A 14607-nucleotide genomic window follows, 5' to 3' on the forward strand; every position below is an offset into this window, starting at 1 on the left:
GCACGATCCGCATCATGTCGATTCTCTTGAAGGGGGCGGCTCGGGGCTGGCGGGCGCTCGGCCGCCGCCCCAGATCCCGACATAGATGCCGGCGCCGATGATCAGCGCGGCGCCGAGCCAGGTGTAGGCATCGGGGATCTCGGCGAACAGCAGGTAGCCGATCGCCACCGAGCCGATCATCTGCCAGTACTGAAAGGGCGAGACGAAGTTGGCCGGCGCGTAGGTCATCGCGCGGGCCACGCAGTAGTGGCCGAGCCCGCCGAACACGCCCAGGCTGGCCAGCAGCAGCGCGTCGGTCAATGACTCCGGGGTCTTCCAGGAGAAGGGCACGAGCAGGCTCATCAGCACCGCGCCGACCAGCACCGAGTAGACCACCGAGGTCTCCGGGGCGTCGAAGCCCGCGACCCGGCGGGTGAGCACCTGGTAGACCGCATAGCAGCTGGCGCTGCCCAGGATCAGCAGCGATGCCCACTGGAAGACTTCGAAGCCCGGGCGGATCACCACCAGCACGCCGCCGAAGCCGACCAGCACCGCGAGGATGCGCGACAGCGTGACCTTCTCGCCGAGCATGGGGCCCGACAGCAGGACCACGATCAGCGGCGCGGTGAACGAGATCGATGCCGCCTTCGCGATCGGCACGAACTTGATGGCGGAAAAGAACAGGAAGGTGGAGGTGATCAGCATGCAGGAGCGCAGGAACTGCACGCCCGGGCGGCGGGTGCGCAGGATGCGCCAGCCGCGCTGCGGCACGAACAGCGCCAGCACGAAGACCAGGTGGCTCAAGGTGCGGGCCCACACCACCTGCTCCGATGCGTAGTCCTGGCTCATCAGCTTGGCCAGGCCGTTCATCATCGGCAGGAGGCTGCCCGCCATGCACATGAAGAGAATGCCCATCAGCGGCCGGTAGGCCGGGCCGGCGGGCGGGCGGGAGGTCATCGTTCGAGCCGGAATCCCGGATAGCCGGTGCGGGCGACCTCGTCGCAGCGGTCGCGGTAACGGCCGAAGCCGCCGGCGTAAGGCATGAAGGCGCGCGGCTTGCCGGGCACGTTGGCGCCCAGGTACCAGGAGTGCTTCACGTCCGCCAGCAGCGTGGCCTTCGCTGCGGCCTCCACCTCGAGCTGCCAGCGCCCGGCCGCCTCCTCGGTGGGCTCGATGCGGGCGATGCCCTGCTCGTGCATGTGGCGGATGCAGGCGGTGATCCAGTCCACGTGCTGCTCGATCTGCGGCGGCAGGTTGCACAGCACCGAGGGACTGCCGGGCCCGGTGATCGTGAACAGGTTCGGATAGCCCGGCACCTGGAGGCCGAGGTAGGTGCGCGGGCCCGCGCTCCAGTCCTCGCGCAGCGAGCGTCCGCCGCGGCCGCGGATGTCCATCTTCAGCAGCGAGCCGGTCATCGCGTCGAAACCGGTGGCGAAGACGATGATGTCGAGTTCGTGCTCGCCCGCGGCGGTGCGGATCCCGGTCGGGGTGATGCGCTCGATCGGCGTGGCGCGCAGGTTGACGAGCTCGACGTTGTCGCGGTTGAAGGTCTCGAAGTAGCCCGAGTCCACCGGCGGCCGCTTCGACGCGAAGGGGTGGTCGATGTCGGAGAGGATGCGCGCCTTCCCGGGGTCCTTCACGATCTCCAGGATCTTTGCACGGATGAACTCCGCGGCGGTGTCGTTGGCCGCCCTGTCCTGGAGCAGGTCGCGGAACACCGCCCGGAATTCGAGGCCCCCCTTGGCCCAGGCCGCCTCGTACAGGGCGTGCCGCTCGTCCTCGCCGACCGACAGCGCGGAGCGGTCCGCCACCCGGAACGGATGACCGTTCGCATTGGTGTTCATCACGTAGCGGATGTCGTCCGCGCGGGCCTTCGCGTACCGCTTGAACTCTGGAGTGAGCGGGCCGTTGCGCGCCGGGATGCTGTAGTTGGCAGTGCGCTGGAACACCGTCAGGTGCGCCGCCTGCTCCGCGATCACGGGGATGGCCTGGATGCCGGTGGAGCCGGTGCCGATCACGCCGACGCGCTTGCCGGCGAAGTCGACGCCTTCGTGCGGCCACTGGCCGGTGTGATACCAGGCGCCGCGGAAGTCCTCGAGGCCGGGAATCCGAGGGATGTTCGCAGCCGACAGGCAGCCGACTGCGGTGATCAGCCAGCGCGCGACGAAGGTTTCGCCGGATTCCGTGCGCACGTGCCAGAGGTCGTCGGTGTCGTGGTAGTGCGCTTCGTTGATGCGGGTGTCGAGCTGGATGTCGCGGCGCAGGTCGAAGCGGTCGGCGACGTGGTTCAGGTAGCGCAGGATCTCGGGCTGCTGCGGGTAGCGCTCGGTCCACTCCCACTCCTGCACCAGCTCCTTCGAGAAGTAGTACATGTACGAGTGGCTCTCGGAATCGCAGCGCGCCCCGGGGTAGCGGTTCCAGAACCACGTGCCGCCCACGCCCGAGCCGGCCTCCAGCACCCTGACCGACAGCCCGAGCGTGTCGCGCAGCCGCAGCAGCTGGTACATGCCGGCGAAGCCGGCGCCGATCACGATGGCGTCGTAGGCTCGAGGGGAGGCGCTGGGGGTCATCGGGTCGGGTCTCCTTGTGGGCGCGGGCGAGTGCTTCCCGTCTGCGCCCTAGTCTGAGCAAGTTCCGGCCAAAGATAAACCGCGCCGGCGTCCGGAATCCCGCGATCCTGCGAGGACGCGCGGCGTGCCCGGGGATAGGATTGAACGCATGATCTCCGGCCGCTCCGCCGCTCCGTTCCATGACGCCTGCTGACCGGGCGCGGCTCGGCCTGGCGATCGTCTTCCTCGGCGTGCTGGTCGGGCCGCTGGACACCACCGTCAATACCGCCTTCCCGGTCATCACCGAGGCCTTCTCGCTGCCGCTGCGCGACATCCAGTGGGTGGTGATCCCCTTCGTGGTGGCGCAGTCGGCCGCCTCGCTGGTTTTCGGCCACCTCGGGGACCGCCTGGGCCATCGCCGGGTCTTCGCCCTCGGGCTGGCGGCCAGCGCGCTCGCGCACGCGGCGGCGGCGATGGCGCCGGACTATCCGACGCTGGTGGCGATGCGCGGGCTGCAGGGCGCCGCGGTGGGCATTGCCGTGGCCTGCGCGCCGGCGCTGGCCACGCTGCTCTTCCCCGCGGAGCGCAAGGCCGCGGTGCTGGCGCTGTACGCCGCGGTGTTCAGCCTGGGGATGGCGCTGGGCCCCTGGCTGGGCGGCCTGCTGCTGGCGGCCGGCTGGCCGGCGGTGTTCTGGTTCCGCGTGCCCCTTTCGCTGCTTGCGCTGGCGCTGATGCCGCTGATGCCGCAGGGGTCGCTGATGCCGCAGCGAACGGCGGGGCGAGCCGCCTTCGACTGGCCGGGAGCCCTGGGGCTGCCCGCGGTGTTCGCCTGCCTCGCGCTCGGGATCGCCGAGTCGACCCGGCCGGGCGCCGGCGCGAGCGGACCGCTGCTGCTGCTGCTGGGCCTCGCGGGCGGCGTCCTCTTCGCGCGCCACGAATCCCGCGCCGCCCACCCGGTACTGCGCATGGCGCCGTTCCGATCGCTGCGTTTCTCCGGCCTGCAGGCGGCGTCCGTGGCGGTGAGCTTCGCGTGCTTCGCCAACCTGCTGCTGCTGCCCTACGTGCTGACGCGCGAGGCAGGCCTGTCGATCGCGGTGACCGGGCTGCTGCTGTCCGCCTATCCGGCAGGATCGGTGGTCGGGAGCCTGCTCTTCGGGCGCGTGGCGCGCCGCTGGCCGGCCCACCGCGCGATGGCCATCGGGCTGGGGGTGGCGTCGGGCGGGCTGCTGCTCCTTGCGGGGCTGCTGAGCTGGTGGCCGCTTCCCTCGCTGATGGTCGTCGGGATGCTGGCGAGCGGCATCGGCCAGGGGGTCTTCGGCGTGGGCTACATGGATGCGACCACCTCGATGCTGCCGGTCGAGGAGCGCGGCGTGGCCGGCAGCCTGGTCAACGTGACGCGGCTGCTGGGCGTGGTGCTGGGCGCCACGCTGATCGGCTGGCTGCAGGGTCAGACAGGGCATTCCGGCGCCAGCTTCGGCATCGTCGGCGGTGGGCTGGCCGTTTTCGCGCTCGCGTTCGGGCGGCTGCTGCGAGGCGGCCGCTAGAATCCACGCTCCCACAAACGAGGAGAACGGCATGGGTGTTGCAGTCACGAAGAAGGCGATCGACCTGGGTATCGTCACCACCAACGGCGACGCGATGCTCGCGTTCTACCGCGACGTCGTCGGGCTCAGCTACCAGGAGGCGACGCCGATGCCTGGCGGCAGCGGCACCATGCACCGCATGCTCTGCGGCGACAGCCTGATCAAGCTGGTGGTCGTTCCCAAGGTGGCCGCGCCCGCGGCGCCCGGCGGCATTCCCGGCGCCAACGGCTATCGCTACTGGACGATCACCGTGAGCAACCTGACCGAGGTGGTGGAGGCCTGCGCCAAGGCCGGCGCCAAGGTGATCATCGCCGACAAGGAAGTGCGCCCCGGCGTGCGCATCGGCATGGTCACCGACCCGGACGGCAACTGGGTGGAGTTCCTGCAGGCGGGCTGAGGCTTGCAGCGCCGGGGCCGTCGCCGGGCCCCGGCGGGCTGACCGCCGACCCGCGGCGATCCGGGCGCCCTCAGGCCGGCGGCGAGTCCGTCGGCCGCGTGTCCTTCTCGAAGGGATACAGCGGCTTGGGCCTGCGCCGGTAGTCGAACAGCGCGATGTCCGAGGCGGTCACGCCGAGCCCCTGGCATTCGACGATGTGCCGCGCGATCGGCTCGAAGCCGGCCCGGAAGTGCTGGCGGGACTTGATCAGCACGTAGCGCTTTCGGCGCGGGTCGATGCCGCAATGGGTGAACACGCCGAGGTCGTGCGGCTCGACGCGGCCCTCCGACACCACCACCTGCACGCGCCCGGTGTCGAGCACCGCGGTTCGGCCCATGCGGATGCGCGCCCCGGTGGCCATCGGCCCGGTGACGACGAACTCGCCGTCGGTGATCGCTCGCACCTTCCCGGAAAGCGCCATCGGCCGGCCCTTCAGGTTCAGCGCCGGCATGTCGATGCGACCGCCGACGTCGATGCTGACGTTCGCGCCGATGCCGGCCTCGATCATCTTTGCCACCGCCTGCGGATCGCAGAAGGGGCCGGCGACGACGTCGTCGAGCTGCTGGCGCACCACCTCCTCGAGCACGCTCATCACGTCCTGGGTGCCTCCGGAGGCGGTGTTGTCGCCGTGGTCGACGAGGATGACCGGCCCCTCGGTCATTGCACGGGCGCGGGCGATCGAGTCCGCCAGCGGCTCGCCGCGGTACATGAAGTCGGCGCGCCGCTCCCAGGCCTGGTCCAGCAGGCTGTCGAGAAGGCCCTGGGCCTGCTCTCGCGCACCGTCGCGCGCGGCGTTGTAGACGATCACCCCGGACAGCCCGAGGTGCGGGATGTCCGCCTGCGGGAAGCCGCCGAACACCGAGGCATTGAGCACCTCGCCGCCGGCTTCGGCGAGGATCGCGCGGTCCATGACGTCCTTCATCGGATTGCGCGAGGGGGTGTGCGAGAGGGTGCTGCTGAGGATCGGGATGCGGCCCCAGGTCATCGCGGGCCTGGACGGGCCGTCGAGCGCGCGCAGCAGCGTGCGGCCGGCGCGCTCGCCGGTCAGCCGCATGTCGATGTGCGGATAGGTGCGGTAGCCGGTGATGACCGTGGCGTTGTCCACCATCCGGTTCGTCATCTGCGCGTGGAAGTCCAGCGCCACCGCCACCGGCAGTCCGGGCGCCAGCGCGCGGATGCGGGCGAGCAGCTCGCCCTCGCCGTCGTCCAGGTGCTCGCAGACCATGGCGCCGTGCAGGTCGAGCATCACCGCATCGCAGCCCTTGCGCACCTCGTCGAGGATCGCCCCGGCCATCGCCTCGTAGGCCTCCCGCGTCACCAGCCCGGAGGGGTTCGCATTGGCGGCCAGCGGCACGCTGAACTCGGCGCCAGCCTCTCTCGCGACGCCGATGAAGCCGCCGATTCCGTAGTTGGTGTCTGCGAGCTCGGCGACTGCCTGCTCGCCGCGCAGCGGACCGCCCGGGCCGAAGGAGGTGATCGGGGTGGGCAGCGGGGAGAAGGTGTTGGTCTCGTGCAGCATCGAGGCGATGACGAACTTGCGGCGCATGCTCATGGTCTCCGTGTGGCGCTGGATCGCAGCGCGTTGGTGTCAGTGCGGGGCGCCCGCCTGCGCGGCGTCGAGCCGTGAGGAGGTCGGCACGGCGCGAGCGGCAGAGAGGAACTTCGCCTCGTACTCGGCCGCGGCAAGCGGCGGGCTGACCAGGTATCCCTGGATTGCATCGCAGCCCAGTTGCTCGAGGAAGGCGCGTTGCGCCTCGTTCTCCACGCCTTCGGCGACCACGCGCAGTCCGAGACTGTGGGCCAGGCCGACGATGGTCGTCGTCAGCTGGCGGTCGGCCTGGTCCTCCGGAAGGTCGCGCACGAAGCTGCGATCGATCTTCAGTTTCGTGATGGGCAGGCTCTTCAGGCGCGCGAGCGACGAGTAACCGGTGCCGAAGTCGTCAATTGCGATCCGCATGCCATGGTCGCGCAGCCGATCGAGGAGGTCCTTCGCTGCAGCTCCCTGTTCCATCAGGCCCGATTCGGTCACCTCCAGCTCCAGCCTGTCGGGCAGGATGCCGCTCTCCTCGAGGCAGGTCAGCAACTGCTCGACGATTCCCTCCTGGCGCAGCTCCGCGGGCGAAAGGTTGACTGCAACGAAGCCCGGATCCAAGCCGGCGTCGAGCCAGGCGCGAAGCTGGCGGCAGGCCTTCGCCTGCACCAGCCTGCCGAGATCGAGGATCATGCCGTTTTCCTCCATCACCGGGATGAACTCCGCAGGCCCGATCGGTTCGCGGCCGTCGGGCGCGAGCCGGACCAGCGCTTCCGCGCCGATGACCTGGCCGCTCGACAACTCCACGAGCGGCTGATAGTGCAAAGTGAATCCCTCCGTCTCCAGGGCGCGGGCGAGGCGGCGCTCCAGGGAAACCCGCCTGGCGGCTAGCGAGTAGAGCTCCTGCGAACTGAACGCGAATCCTGGCAGGCCAGAACGCTTGACCTCGCGGATCCCGATGTCGGCGCCGCGCAGCAGTTCTACGGCGCTGTTGCCGTCAAGCGATCCGATCGCGATGCCTATCTTGACCTGCAGGGAGACCTGGTCATCGCCCAGCTGGAACGGGGCCCGGAAGGCGTCGCCGATGTCGGTCGCGAGGCGCGCCAGCTGCATCTCGTCGACGGGCTCCATTTCGACCACCACGAATTCGTCGCCGCTGAGGTGGCCGATCCGTCCGTGCCCGGCGTGCTGGGGCAGCGCGAACTGAAGGCGCGCCGCGACCTGGCGCAGGAGCTCGTCGCCCTGCTTGCGGCCGAGTGCATCGTTGATCCTCTGGAAGCGGTCGATGTCGAGAAGGAGCACGGCCACAGCGTGCGTTCGTCCCCGGTCCTTCTCGAGGGCGGCGTCGATCGCACGGCTCACCGACGTTGCATTCGGAAGACCCGTGAGCCGGTCGATCCGCAACATGTGGTCGATGCTTTCCTCGGCCTCCTTCACCCGGCTCAGGTCGCTCACCGCCACCACGAAATGCGCGGTTCTGCCTGCGGCGTCAGGCACCCGGTTGATGGACATGAACACTGGCAGCGTTACGCCGGGCTTGCTCGTGTGGCGCATCTCGCCCCGCCAGCCGCCCTCGGCATCCAGACGAGAGGACAGCATCGGGTAGAAGGCCTCTCCTTCATGGGCGAAGCCAAGCTCCTCCGCTGTTCGGCCGACGAGCTCGCGCTCTTCGTAGCCGGTCATGTCGGTGAAGGCGCGGTTTGCGATGAGGATGCGACCTTCCGGGTCCGTGACCAGGATGCCTTCGCTCGAGTTCTCCATCGCTGCCGCGAGAAGCGAGCTGCGCTGCTGCGCCGCCACCTCTGCGGTCACGTCGAAGATCAGGCACACCAGACGCTCGGCGTCCCCCAATGCCACGATCCGAGCTTCGAAGGTCCGCTCCCCGCCACCAACCGCAAGGCGATAGCTGGTCACGACGGGCTCGTTCAGCTCGACGGCTTCGTCGATCGCATCGAGGATCCGCGCGGCAGCCGGACCAGGCAGGATCTCGTCGATTCGTCTGCCGACGATCTCGCTCCGAGGGATCAGGAGGTTGGCCTCCGCCTGCCCATAGATGGCGAGGTAGCGTCCATCCCGGCTGCACATGAAGCCCAGGCCAGGGAGGCTCTTCGCAAAAGCTGCCAGGCGCGCTTCGCTCTCCTGCAGGGCAGCCACTCCCGCCTCGCGCCGTGCGCGGACAGCAACGAGCAGGCTGTGGATCGCTATCGAGAGCCCTCCGGCCACCAGCACCATCGCTGCCGCGAGGAGGCGCTGGTTCCTGATCCGGCGCCCGAGTTCTTCGAACAGCAGGAGTTCGACGGTGGAGGCGGATCGGTCCACCTCCTGGACAGCGCGCCTGACCCAGACGTGGCTCAGCGCATCGGGCGCGCTCAGCCAGCGGCGCAAGGTGGCCGCGGCCAGTTCCATCTCGTCGTTGTATGCGGCCAGGTCGCCGTTCGCCGACGGCGCCAGCCAAGGCGTGGCTTCGAAGCCGCCGATGGCGCCGTACCCGTCCCGCAGGCCCCGGCTCGCGTTCAGGGCTCGCTGCAGGCTGGCCTCGAAGAGGGCGATGCTGTGGTCGGACGGTGCGCTCCGGTAGCGCTCCAGGTGCATCGCCGCCACCGCCATCATCCGTCGCGACTCCTGGAGGCGGTCCTGGGCGGTGATCGCGTCGCGCAGTGCATCGTCCCAGCGGTGTGCCGAGTACGACATGATCGACATCACCGCAACGGCAAACGCCACCACCGCAACCCTGACGGTGAAGCCATCTTCCAGCCAACGGGGCCACCATCGCTTCATCGGGATGGTCTCTCCTCAGGCACATTATGGTCGGGCACGCCGAAACGCTTCAGCAGTTCGCGGTGCTGCCCGGTCCCGACGATGGCCTCCAGGGAGCGGTTCAGCGTCGCGAGAAGCTCGTCATCGCCAAGCCGTACCGCGAAGGCCGTGTAGGTTTCCAGGCCGCCCTCTGGGTCTCGGGGAACGGCGACCAGTTCGGCCTCCTGGATCGTCCCGGCGCGCTGCAACCGCTCGAGCGTCAGGTAGCTCAGCGCCAGGGTGTCGATTTCGCCTCGGTTCAGGGCCGAACCGGCACTCGTCACGTCGGGAAAAATCATGATGCGATGTTCGGGGACGCCCGCGCGCAGCGCCGAATCGTGTTCGACCGACCCGGCCACAACGCCCAGCCGGAGAGCCGGGTCCGCGGCGATTCCGTGCAGCGAACGTGCGCCAACCTCGAGGCCCGGACGGATCGCGAGGCCGCCCGAGACACGCAACGTGGGGAGAGAGAATGCCGCGAGCTGCCGGCGCTCCTTCGTGTCGAGCATCCCTGCGCAGATGATGTCGATGCGGCCGGTGCGAAGCTCGTTCAGCAACGACGCGAAGTCGGCATGCACCCACTCGATGTGGTCGATTCCGGCTGATTCCAGGGCGAGCCGCAGCAGCTCCGGCTCGGTGCCGGTGACGACCCGGCCGGCATCCAGTCCGGTGAAGGGCGATTCGAGCGCGTAGCCCACCCGCACCGGCTGGCCGCGCGCGTAACGGTCGAGGGTTTCGCCCGCGCTCCAGCTTGCGATATCGATCGCGAGCAGGATGGAGACCAGGAGGATCGCCAGGGGGGCGGCGAGATTCTCGAGCTTCCTCATCATGTCCTTGATTCGGGCGGGGGCCGGAGCACCGATGTGCCGGCTCCCGGCGAGGCGGTGCCGGGTCAGCGATTCTAGTCGCGTGAAGCGATGTTACTTGCCGAGGCCGCTTCCCGCCGCGCTTCCCGGCGGCGCGGACCGCATCGCCCGCTGCGCGGTGCTCGCGTGCTCGATGATCCTGGCTTAACGGAACCCGGGCGCGATGGCGCGGACCCGGGGAAAGCTCCGCCGTCCGGTCAAGGTGGCAGAATCGTCCGGCACCACCACCATCACAAGCACGAGGAGACACGAATGAAGGCAGCCGTCCTGCACGCCCCCAACCAGCCGCTCACGATCGAGGACGTCCAGATCGACAAGCCCGGCCCGCGCGAGGTGCTCATCCGCACGGCCGTCGCCGGGCTCTGTCACAGCGACCTGCACTTCATCGAGGGGAAGTATCCCTGGCCGGTGCCCGCGGTGCTGGGCCACGAGTCCGCGGGAGTGGTGGAGGCGGTGGGCTCGGACGTCACCTACGTCAAGCCCGGCGACCATGTCATCACCTGCCTGTCGGTGTTCTGCGGTCACTGCGAGCACTGCCTCACCGGCCACATGTCGATCTGCCAGACCCCCGAGGTCAAGCAGCCGCCGGGGCAGGCCGAGCGCCTGCACTGGAAGGGGCAGAAGCTCAACCAGTTCCTGAACCTGTCGTCCTTCGCCGAGCAGATGCTGGTGCACGAGCACGCGCTGGTGAAGGTGCGCGAGGACATGCCGATGGACCTCGCGGCGCTGATCGGTTGCGGGGTCATCACCGGCTACGGCGCGGTGGTGCACACCGCCAAGGTGTCGCCGGGCGAGACCGTGGCCGTGATCGGCTGCGGCGGTATCGGGCTGTCGGCAATCAACGGCGCGGCGATCGCCGGCGCGGGTCGCATCATCGCGGTGGACCGCGATCCGGTGAAGCTCGAGATGGCCAGGGCCTTCGGCGCCACCGACGTGGTCGACGCCTCCGCGGGCGACCCCGCGGCCCAGGTGCTGGAGCTCACTTCGGGCGGGGTCCACTACGCATTCGAGTGCGTGGGGCTCAAGCAGACGGTGGAGCAGTCCTTCGGCATGCTCCGTCCCGGCGGCACCGCCACCATCATCGGCATGGTGCCCTTCGGCACCAAGGTGGAACTGCACGGGGCCGACTTCCTGCGCGAACGGCGCATCCAGGGTTCGGCGATGGGCTCGAACCGCTTCCGTGTCGACATGCCGCGGCTGGTGGATTTCTACCTGCAGGGCAAGCTCCATCTCGACCGGATGGTCTCCGGCCGCATGCCGCTCGAGCGCATCAACGAGGGCTTCGAGGAGATGAAGAAGGGCGGCATCGCGCGGAACGTGATCGTCTTCGACTGAAGGCCCTGGCCGCCATGCCCGACGCAACCCACCTCACCAGGCGGATCAATCAGGACGTGCTCGGGTCGCTGGACTTCAGCGACACCGAAGACTTCGAGGACGCGATGCGCGGCTTCGCGGGCACGGTGCCGCGGGGCGAGGTGCTCAACGCGAAGGGCAGGCCGGTCTGGTCGATGGAGCCCTACGACTTCCTGGAGGGCGAGGGTGCGCCTGCCAGCGTCAACCCCAGCCTGTGGCGGCAGGCGCGCCTGAACCGGCTGCACGGGCTGTTCCAGGTCTGCGACCGCATCTGGCAGGTGCGCGGCCTGGACCTCGCCAACGTCACGTTCATCGAGGGCGACTCTGGGCTGATCGTGATCGATCCGCTGACCTTCGTGGAGTCGGCGCAGGCTGCGCTGGAGCTGTACCACGCGCATCGCCCGCGCCGACCGGTGGTCGCGGTGATCTACAGCCACAGCCACACCGACCACTACGGCGGCGTGCTCGGCGTGATCAGCGAAGCGCAGGTGGCCGCCGGGGAGGTCGAGGTGATCGCGCCCTGCGGCTTCATGCAGGCGGCGGTCTCCGAGAACGTGCTGGCCGGCGTGCCGATGCGCAGGCGCGCGCAGTTCCAGTTCGGCAACACGCTGGCGCCGGGCGTGCAGTCGCACGTGGACTCCGGCCTGGGCAAGGGCATCGGGCGCGGCACCACCTCGCTGGTGCCGCCCACCCGCACCATCGACGCGCCGCGCGAGCGGCACGTCATCGACGGCGTCGAGATCGTCTTCCAGCTCACGCCCGACAGCGAGGCGCCTGCGGAGATGCATTTCTTCTTCCCGCAGTTGAGGGCGCTGAACCTCGCCGAGAACGCCACCCACAACATGCACAATCTCTGCCCGCTGCGCGGGGCGCAGGCGCGTGACGCGCTGGCGTGGTCCAAGTACCTGAACGAGGCGCTCGAGGAGTTCGTGCCTCAGTCGGACGTGGTGTTCGCGCAGCATCACTGGCCGGTATGGGGACGCGAGCGCATCGAGCGCTACGTGTCCGAGCAGCGCGATCTGTACCGCTTCCTGCACGACCAGACGCTGCGGCTGATGTCGCACGGCCTCACGCCGCGCGAGATCGCCGAGACGCTGTTCATGCCCACCGGGCTGTCGAAGCGCTGGCACGCGCGGGGCTATTACGGAGCGGTCGGGCACAACGTCAAGGCGATCTATCAGCGCTACCTCGGCTGGTACGACGGCAACCCGGCCTCGCTCAACCCGCTGCCGCCGCAGCCCGCCGGCCTGAAGTACGTCGAGTACATGGGCGGCGCCGCGGCGATCATGGAGCGCGCGCGGGCGGACTTCGCGCGCGGCGACTACCGGTGGGTGGTCCAGGTGCTCGACCATCTGGTCTTCGCGCAGCCCGATCATCGCGAGGCGCGGTCGCTGGCGGCCGACGCGATGGAGCAGCTCGGCTACCAGAGCGAATCTGCGACCTGGCGCAACGCCTACCTGCTCGGCGCGCGCGAGCTGCGCGAGGGGGTTCGCCGCCTGCAGAGCGGCGGGGGCGGAGCGCTGAACGCCAACGTCGTGTCGGTGCTGCCGATGGAGATGTTCTTCGACTTCCTGGCGATCCGCGTCGACGGCATCCGCGCGCAGGATCTCGTGGTGCGCCTGGACTGGGTGATGCCGGACGTGGGGGAGGCCTGGCGCCTGACGCTGGTCAATGGCGTGCTCAACCACTCCAGGGGCAGCCATGGCGCACGGGCCGACGCCACGGTGCGGGTCGATCGTTCGACGCTGGTGCGCATGCTCCACGAGGGCAGGAGCCTGGCGCAGGGTCTGGCCGAGGGGCTGCTGCCGGTGGAGGGCGCGCGCGAGCGCTTCGAGGCCTTCCTCGGGGTGCTGGAGGAATTCGACCCGAATTTCAACGTCGTGGAGCCGTGACCGCGTCGCGCTTCTTGAGCTCGCGCAGGTCGCAGGCGTCCGGCCGCCGGGTCGGATCCTCGCCCTCGGGGAAGATCTTGCTCTTCTGAACCTTCTGCGTGCCGGTGGTGGGCAGCGCGTCGAGGAACACCACCCATCCCGGCGCCTTGAAGTAGGCGAGCCGCTGCATGCACCAGTCGAAGAGCTCGCGGGCCAGCGCGGCGTCGGCCTCGACGCCCGGCATCGGCACCACGCAGGCCATCACCTCCTCGTCGCGCAGCGCATCGGGCACGGCGATCACCGCCACCTGCGCCACCCGCTCGTGCGCCTGGAGCACCGCCTCGATCTCGGCGGCCGCGATGTTCTCGCCGGAGCGCCGGATGATGTTCTTCTTGCGATCGACGAAGTACAGCATCCCGGAAGCGTCCTGGCGCACCACGTCGCCGGTGTGGAACCATCCTCCGCGCCAGGCCTCTTCGGTGGCCTCGGGGTTCTTCAGGTAGCCGGAGAAAAAGCCGCGGCGCGGGTCGTCATGATGCCGGCGCACCGTCAGCTCGCCCTCGGTGTCGCGGGGAAGCTCGCGATCCTGGTCGTCGACCACCCGGGCCAGCATGTCGCCGGTCGGCCGGCCGAAGGCCCGCGTGTCGATGTGACGCGGCTCCTCGGCGGCAATGAAGCCGCCGCCGGTCTCGGTCATGCCCCACAGCTCGAGCAGGGGAAAGCCGAAGCGTTCCTCGAAGGCTCCGTGCAGCTGGGGCTCGACGCCTGCGCCCACCGCGAAGCGCACGCCGTGGCGGCGCTCGTCGGGATGGGCTGGCTGCTTGAGCAGGATCGGCGGGATGACGCCAAGGTAGTGGACGATGGTGGTGCCGGTTTCGACGAGTTCGGACCAGAAGGTCCGCGGATGGAAGCGGTCGGGCATCACCACGCAGTTGCCGGACAGCATCATCCCCATGAACGAAAAGATGCCTGCGTTCATGTGGAACAGAGGCAGGGGGTTGTAGGTGCGCTCCCGGGCCTCGCGGATCGCGGCCATCGCCCCGTAGTTCAGGTAGGTCTCGCCCACCGCGAAGTGGTAGTCGTTGCTCAGCATGCAGCCCTTGGGCCGCGCGGTGGTGCCGGAGGTGTAGAGCAGCGCGGCCTCGGCGGCCCGGCCAGGCCGGCCCGGCATCGCGGCGGAGCGCGCAGGCGGCAGCTGCGCGGGCAGCGGCTCCACGCAGGCCACCGGCGGCGTCTTGGCGGCCTGGCGCGCCACCTCGCCGAGATCGCGCACCCGGGACGCCACCGCCACCACCAGTTGCGCCTCGGAATGGTCGAGCAGGTAGAGGACCTCGTCGGCCCGGTAATCGGGGTTGATCGGCACGATCGACGCGCCCAGCGCATTGAGCGCGAGCAAGTGCAGGAAGTGGTCGGGACGGTTCTCCAGCAGCATCGCCACGCGGTGGCCATGGCCGTAGCCGGCCTGCGCGTAGAGCGCCTGCAGCGCGCCGACCCGCTCGGCCACCTCGCGATAAGAGAGCGTCAGACCGTCGGGCAGCCAGGCCCGCTCGGCCGAGCGCGGCACCATCATCATCGGCTGGTCCGGCCAGCGCCGTACCGAGGCCTCGAAGGCCTCGTGGACCGTCGTCGGGTTCATCGTCTCT

At 69.5% G+C, this 14607-nt stretch carries 10 protein-coding genes; 4 read left to right on the top strand and 6 right to left on the bottom strand.

Annotation, left to right across the window (positions count from 1 at the left end; translation table 11 throughout):
* Positions 1–12: 12 nt before the first annotated feature.
* Together HNQ70_RS09770 and HNQ70_RS09775 are read right to left on the bottom strand one after the other, a co-directional pair.
* The gene (locus tag HNQ70_RS09770; protein WP_183966894.1) at positions 13–936 is read right to left on the bottom strand and encodes a DMT family transporter; all 924 of its coding nucleotides are present in this window, start codon (positions 934–936) and stop codon (positions 13–15) included.
* The gene (locus tag HNQ70_RS09775) at positions 933–2549 is read right to left on the bottom strand and encodes a flavin-containing monooxygenase (RefSeq protein WP_183966896.1); all 1617 of its coding nucleotides are present in this window, start codon (positions 2547–2549) and stop codon (positions 933–935) included. The genes HNQ70_RS09770 and HNQ70_RS09775 overlap by 4 nt, the downstream gene beginning before the upstream one ends.
* Positions 2550–2728: 179 nt before the next feature.
* Between HNQ70_RS09775 and HNQ70_RS09780 the strand changes: the two genes are divergently transcribed.
* Complete coding sequence (locus HNQ70_RS09780) at positions 2729–4072, top strand: MFS transporter (protein WP_183966898.1); 1344 nt, start codon at positions 2729–2731, stop codon at positions 4070–4072.
* Between the two features lie 31 nt (positions 4073–4103).
* Positions 4104–4508, top strand: coding sequence for a VOC family protein (locus tag HNQ70_RS09785; RefSeq protein ID WP_183966900.1), 405 nt, complete (start codon positions 4104–4106; stop codon positions 4506–4508).
* 70 nt (positions 4509–4578) lie between these two features.
* Here HNQ70_RS09785 and HNQ70_RS09790 read toward each other — a convergent pair whose 3' ends face one another.
* From HNQ70_RS09790 to HNQ70_RS09800, 3 genes are all read right to left on the bottom strand, one after another.
* A complete protein-coding gene (locus HNQ70_RS09790) occupies positions 4579–6099 on the bottom strand; it encodes a M81 family metallopeptidase (protein ID WP_246434896.1) in 1521 nt (506 codons plus the stop codon).
* Positions 6100–6135: 36 nt separating this feature from the next.
* Entirely contained in the window at positions 6136–8688 is a 2553-nt protein-coding gene (locus HNQ70_RS09795; protein ID WP_183966901.1) for a putative bifunctional diguanylate cyclase/phosphodiesterase, read from the bottom strand.
* Positions 8689–8852: 164 nt separating this feature from the next.
* Positions 8853–9704 carry a transporter substrate-binding domain-containing protein gene (locus HNQ70_RS09800; RefSeq protein WP_183966903.1) on the bottom strand — a complete coding sequence of 284 codons (852 nt, stop codon included), beginning with the start codon at positions 9702–9704 and terminating at the stop codon, positions 8853–8855.
* 288 nt (positions 9705–9992) lie between these two features.
* Between HNQ70_RS09800 and HNQ70_RS09805 the strand changes: the two genes are divergently transcribed.
* Positions 9993–11075, top strand: coding sequence for a Zn-dependent alcohol dehydrogenase (locus HNQ70_RS09805; protein WP_183966905.1), 1083 nt, complete (start codon positions 9993–9995; stop codon positions 11073–11075).
* A gap of 14 nt (positions 11076–11089) precedes the next feature.
* Positions 11090–12985: an alkyl/aryl-sulfatase gene (locus HNQ70_RS09810; protein WP_183966907.1), complete on the top strand. Its 1896-nt coding sequence runs from the start codon at positions 11090–11092 to the stop codon at positions 12983–12985.
* Here HNQ70_RS09810 and HNQ70_RS09815 read toward each other — a convergent pair.
* Positions 12966–14600 carry an AMP-binding protein gene (locus HNQ70_RS09815; RefSeq protein WP_183966909.1) on the bottom strand — a complete coding sequence of 545 codons (1635 nt, stop codon included), beginning with the start codon at positions 14598–14600 and terminating at the stop codon, positions 12966–12968. The genes HNQ70_RS09810 and HNQ70_RS09815 overlap by 20 nt on opposite strands.
* Between the last annotated feature and the right edge of the window lie 7 nt (positions 14601–14607).

It is taken from the genome of Quisquiliibacterium transsilvanicum, from assembly GCF_014202215.1.
In the GTDB taxonomy this organism is placed as follows: Bacteria; Pseudomonadota; Gammaproteobacteria; order Burkholderiales; family Burkholderiaceae_E; genus Quisquiliibacterium; species Quisquiliibacterium transsilvanicum.